Annotated in this window: 5 protein-coding genes; 1 reads left to right on the top strand and 4 read right to left on the bottom strand. The window is 32.6% G+C overall.

The window, feature by feature from the left end; translation table 11 throughout:
* Nucleotides 1–16 precede the first annotated feature (16 nt).
* Nucleotides 17–646, top strand: a complete 630-nt coding sequence (locus FHS57_RS31565) for a hypothetical protein (RefSeq protein WP_183980794.1) — start codon at nt 17–19, stop codon at nt 644–646.
* 302 nt (nt 647–948) lie between these two features.
* On the opposite strand, the gene FHS57_RS31560 is transcribed toward FHS57_RS31565, so the two are convergent.
* From FHS57_RS31560 to FHS57_RS31545, 4 genes are all read right to left on the bottom strand, one after another.
* The gene (locus FHS57_RS31560) at nt 949–1,470 is read right to left on the bottom strand and encodes a replication/maintenance protein RepL (RefSeq protein ID WP_221225787.1); all 522 of its coding nucleotides are present in this window, start codon (nt 1,468–1,470) and stop codon (nt 949–951) included.
* 351 nt (nt 1,471–1,821) lie between these two features.
* Nucleotides 1,822–2,277 (bottom strand): hypothetical protein, encoded by a 456-nt coding sequence (locus FHS57_RS31555; RefSeq protein ID WP_183980790.1) that lies wholly within the window; start codon nt 2,275–2,277, stop codon nt 1,822–1,824.
* Between the two features lie 4 nt (nt 2,278–2,281).
* Nucleotides 2,282–3,070: a hypothetical protein gene (locus FHS57_RS31550; RefSeq protein ID WP_183980788.1), complete on the bottom strand. Its 789-nt coding sequence runs from the start codon at nt 3,068–3,070 to the stop codon at nt 2,282–2,284.
* 134 nt (nt 3,071–3,204) lie between these two features.
* Nucleotides 3,205–3,840 (bottom strand): hypothetical protein, encoded by a 636-nt coding sequence (locus FHS57_RS31545; protein ID WP_183980786.1) that lies wholly within the window; start codon nt 3,838–3,840, stop codon nt 3,205–3,207.
* Between the last annotated feature and the right edge of the window lie 151 nt (nt 3,841–3,991).

The following is a 3,991-nucleotide window of genomic DNA, read 5'->3' as shown; positions in this document are numbered from 1 at the left end:
TATTTTGTAAAATATCATGAATTTTAAATTATTTTTTTTTGTATTTTTTATTGGTATATTATTTTATACTAAATGTTGTTATTGTCAAAGTATATATAAAAATCACAAAGGTATATTGTATGAGAATAACAAAGAATTATTCAGAAATGATAAGTTTCCTTTCTTTGTAAGAGGAATTTATAGCCTGGATACTCTGTTTATAGAACCAAAATTAACAAAAAGTGATTCTGTAAATATTTATAAATCAATGCTTAATGAAAATAATATAGGTTGTAACATAATTTTAGATTATTTATACAAAGCGATACCAAATAATTTAATAACCATCGATATAACAGAGGATTCTATGAAGTTTGTTAACCTTTGTTATTCACCTATCCTCAAATCTACTTTTTGGCATAAGAACATTAAAAGTTATTCAGAGTACATGAACCCAGTAAAACTTGGATATGTTACTGTCGAATTTTCTTTAAGTAATTTTGACGGATTCCATTCAAAGGCTACATTTGACTTTCCTGAATTAGTTCTAAGATTTAAGGGATATATTGATGGTTTAGATAATAAGTATCTAATATCAGGAGAATTCGTAATGGTAAAATATAGACATTTTAAGGATAATTCTTTAAGAGAAGTGAAAAGGCCATAATAAACCTCTAAATATTTTTTCCTTTTTCCCCTGCTTTTCAATAATTCCCTGTGGAAGGTTTGTCAAGGTTTTTGGCTAAAAAATACTACCCGGAGGGTGGAGATTTTTTAGCCAAAACCCGAAGGGCTTGACCTTTACAAAGCTGGAACAGGGAATTATTTTTGCATGGGAAAAAGGAAAAGGCGAGGTAAGAGCATAAAAAAGTCGTTTGTAAAATGTTTACAAACGACTTACCTTACACACTTGTGTACGGCTTAGCTTATCCCTTCTCGGGTTGCATCCCTGCAGAGCCTCTGTTTGTTTCAGCTAATATCTTTATTCTCAAAGTCTTTTATAGATTGATGCTGATTTTTTCTTACCCGCTTTATAGGTTTTTTAACTGCGTGACCTAATAAACTTGTATTAAATAAGGGTTTATCATCTTTTTGTTCACACTCTGCAATATATACCTTAGCATCAAACATTGCATACTTTTTTCCTTTAGCATCTGATTTCCATGCTACTTGGGCATTAACAGCATATATATTCGTATTTCCCGATTTTAGGACATCAATAGCTTTCTTTTCCTTTAAATACAAAGTAGATCTAAAAATTGTCGTTCTATGTAAGTTCATAGCTTCTGCTAATGCTTCTTGACTAATAACTAATGCGTTACGCCTATCCATATGTTGTAATAACCATACGAACATTTTAACCGCAGTAGGATTTTCTCCAGTCATTTCAATTATCAAATCTAACTTATCTAAATAAAGTTGAACAAATTTATCATTAACTAGCTCTAATTCTCCTGTATGATAATTAATAATTTCCTTTTCGTGTGACATAAAATTGTGTTGCATATAGTGAAACATTGTTGCGTCATTGCTGCACAAATATAAAATTTTTATGCAACATAATGATGCAAGAAAGAAATAAAATGAAGTTTTTTTGCATCATTATGTTGAAACTATGTTGCATAGCTTGTGCAACACTATTGTTGCAGAGTATGCAACATAGTTTCAATATAAATACCTCATAACTAGATAGTTATACATTTTTTTTCTTCTGTATCTAATAACTGATAAAAAAGGGACTTTTTTTGGTAGGTAGAAAGGACTTTTGTGTGTTAGTGATTGGGGGCCAGCCCCCACACCCCCGGGATTTTTTTTAGGCATGAGCCGTGCCAAGTTGTGGAATTATTCTTCTTGTGTCGCTCGACGATAACGCAAGGCTAACTTTGGGTTTCGCCTAGACACTTTTTGAAAATCTGATTCATAACTCGCAACCAAACGCCGCTGTTCCTGGGCTTGATGGTAATGGTGGTAGCACAGACCCCCCAAGATACAGGACAAAATTCCCAATACGCTCAAAAAGATAATCGCTGAAATTCCAGAACTGAAACCAATCAAACTTCCCCCTGTTTGAATCCTTAATGGAATTTTTTCAATATGCTGCTCGATGCTGCTCTCAAGCTCTTTGAATTTCTGTGATGTGTCTCCTAGGTAAGTCTTCAGCTCCTGGCCAATAAGTTTTGTCTCTACCTTGACTGGTGGTAAAGGACGGTTCAAATTTTTCTTGAGTAATTCTTCAATCTCCACAAAGCGTTGTTCTAGCTTTTCTTGTTTTTCAATCAAATCATTTAGAATTTCCATCGGATTATAGTTTGAATCCCCTATTCGTTTTTTGTTCTTCAAGCTGTTTTAATTCGCTTCTTCCTACCTCAATTTTCTTTTCCAGATAATTTTTGTTCGCTCGTAGCAACGTATTTTCCTCTTCAAGGCGTTTTTTATCGCTTTTGAGACCATCAATCTCCTTTTTGAGGGGAATAGCTTGTTCAATTACTTTTTGAGCCTCTGTGAGCCCATTTTTGAGCTGATGTAAATTTTGTAAATTTCTTATCTCCTGTTGAGTTTTGAACTGAACTGCATTTAAGTGCTTAATGCTGCTATTGTGGCCACGCTCTAAATTCAGTTCTCCAGCGACAATACTTTGAAATTCGCTCATATCTTCTCGATTGAGCTTGATGCTTTTTCCCGTCTGATGATTCGTCCAGTCGAATACCATGTGAGCATGGTAGTTAGGTCGCCATTCATTTGTTATCTTGTCATAGTGACCTTCGTCTTTGTGACAGTAACCTTGAATTGTTTTTATTCCAAAGCGTTGCTCTAGTACTCTACTTAGCCGTTTTAAGTCCTCTGCTGTATGATGCTTGTTGATTAAAAGTACGCCTTCTCGGATAGGTGTAGCTTTATCTTGCATCTTTCGACCCGTTTTCTCCTTACAGTTTCGTTCTGCAAAATTTTTGGCTTCTTGAATGCTTTTTAGGTGGAAACTACTATTCAAATAGCTTAAATCACTTCGGACGTAGGATAAAACTTTTAGTCGCTGATTATGTGATTCACTACCACCTTTCACTGGTACAATGTGTATGCTGCTCTTTCCCATATGATTATACAACTTTTTTAAACGGGTGCAGGGTATCCTTGCCGAACTCAACTACAGCGTAGTTATAGTGAGCTATAACTACGCTGTTTAAAAAAAATCTAAGAACAGAAAATTCTTAGATTTTTTTTAAACAATTAAGCCATTGCCATACCCTCTCCTCTACCTATAGGATCTAAGCAACTCATATATGTTTTACTATATACCCAATCAGCAAATATATATGCAAAATGAGGATCTCCATAAACTTGAAGAGCGTACTCAAAAGCATTCCAAGATGCAGCATAAGCATCACTTGAACAAGAGGAAATTCGGGCATTTGCTTTTGCATCTTTATTAAGAATTAAAGCCACTTCATTAAATGTTAATGAGGGATAAATCTTTAATAAATTAGAATGAATAGACTTAATAATACTAAGTCTAGTATTTCTTAAATCTTCTACTGGTTTTGTAATATCTAAAATAGAAGAAACTAATTCCAAATCTTTGGTTTTGAACATATCAAACTTGTTTGTATATTTGTTTATAATGTTATTATAAACAAATTTCTGTTCTTTTGTTGTATTACTTATGATTTGCGGCATTAGTTCTTGTATCTTTTGGTCAGTTGCCAAGTAATTATTATATTGACTCATACCTTTTATTGAGTTAAGAATTCTTTGCGAAGAAGGATTTGGAGAAATAAGAACTTCTTCATTATTTACTTGACAAGAGGTTAGGAACGAAATCAGAAACATTAATAATGTAACTTTGTAAAGATTGTAAATTTTCATAGTTTTAAAATTGTTAATTGTTTGACCATTTTTAAAAAACACGTGTAAGTTAACTATATTTTGTAAAATATCATGAATTTTAAATTATTTTTTTTTGTATTTTTTATTGGTATATTATTTTATACTAAATGTTGTTATTGTCAAAGTATAT

This window comes from Runella defluvii (assembly GCF_014195535.1).
In the GTDB taxonomy this organism is placed as follows: domain Bacteria; phylum Bacteroidota; class Bacteroidia; order Cytophagales; family Spirosomataceae; genus Runella; species Runella defluvii.
This window is presented reverse-complemented; position numbering and strand designations above follow the sequence as displayed.

Excerpts from the sequence above, each read along its gene's own strand:
- FHS57_RS31565 (WP_183980794.1), top strand. The coding sequence starts at position 17 with ATGAATTTTAAATTATTTTTTTTTGTATTTTTTATTGGTATATTATTT.
- FHS57_RS31550 (WP_183980788.1), bottom strand. The coding sequence starts at position 3,070 with ATGGGAAAGAGCAGCATACACATTGTACCAGTGAAAGGTGGTAGTGAA.
- FHS57_RS31545 (WP_183980786.1), bottom strand. The coding sequence starts at position 3,840 with ATGAAAATTTACAATCTTTACAAAGTTACATTATTAATGTTTCTGATT.
- FHS57_RS31555 (WP_183980790.1), bottom strand. The coding sequence starts at position 2,277 with ATGGAAATTCTAAATGATTTGATTGAAAAACAAGAAAAGCTAGAACAA.
- FHS57_RS31560 (WP_221225787.1), bottom strand. The coding sequence starts at position 1,470 with ATGTCACACGAAAAGGAAATTATTAATTATCATACAGGAGAATTAGAG.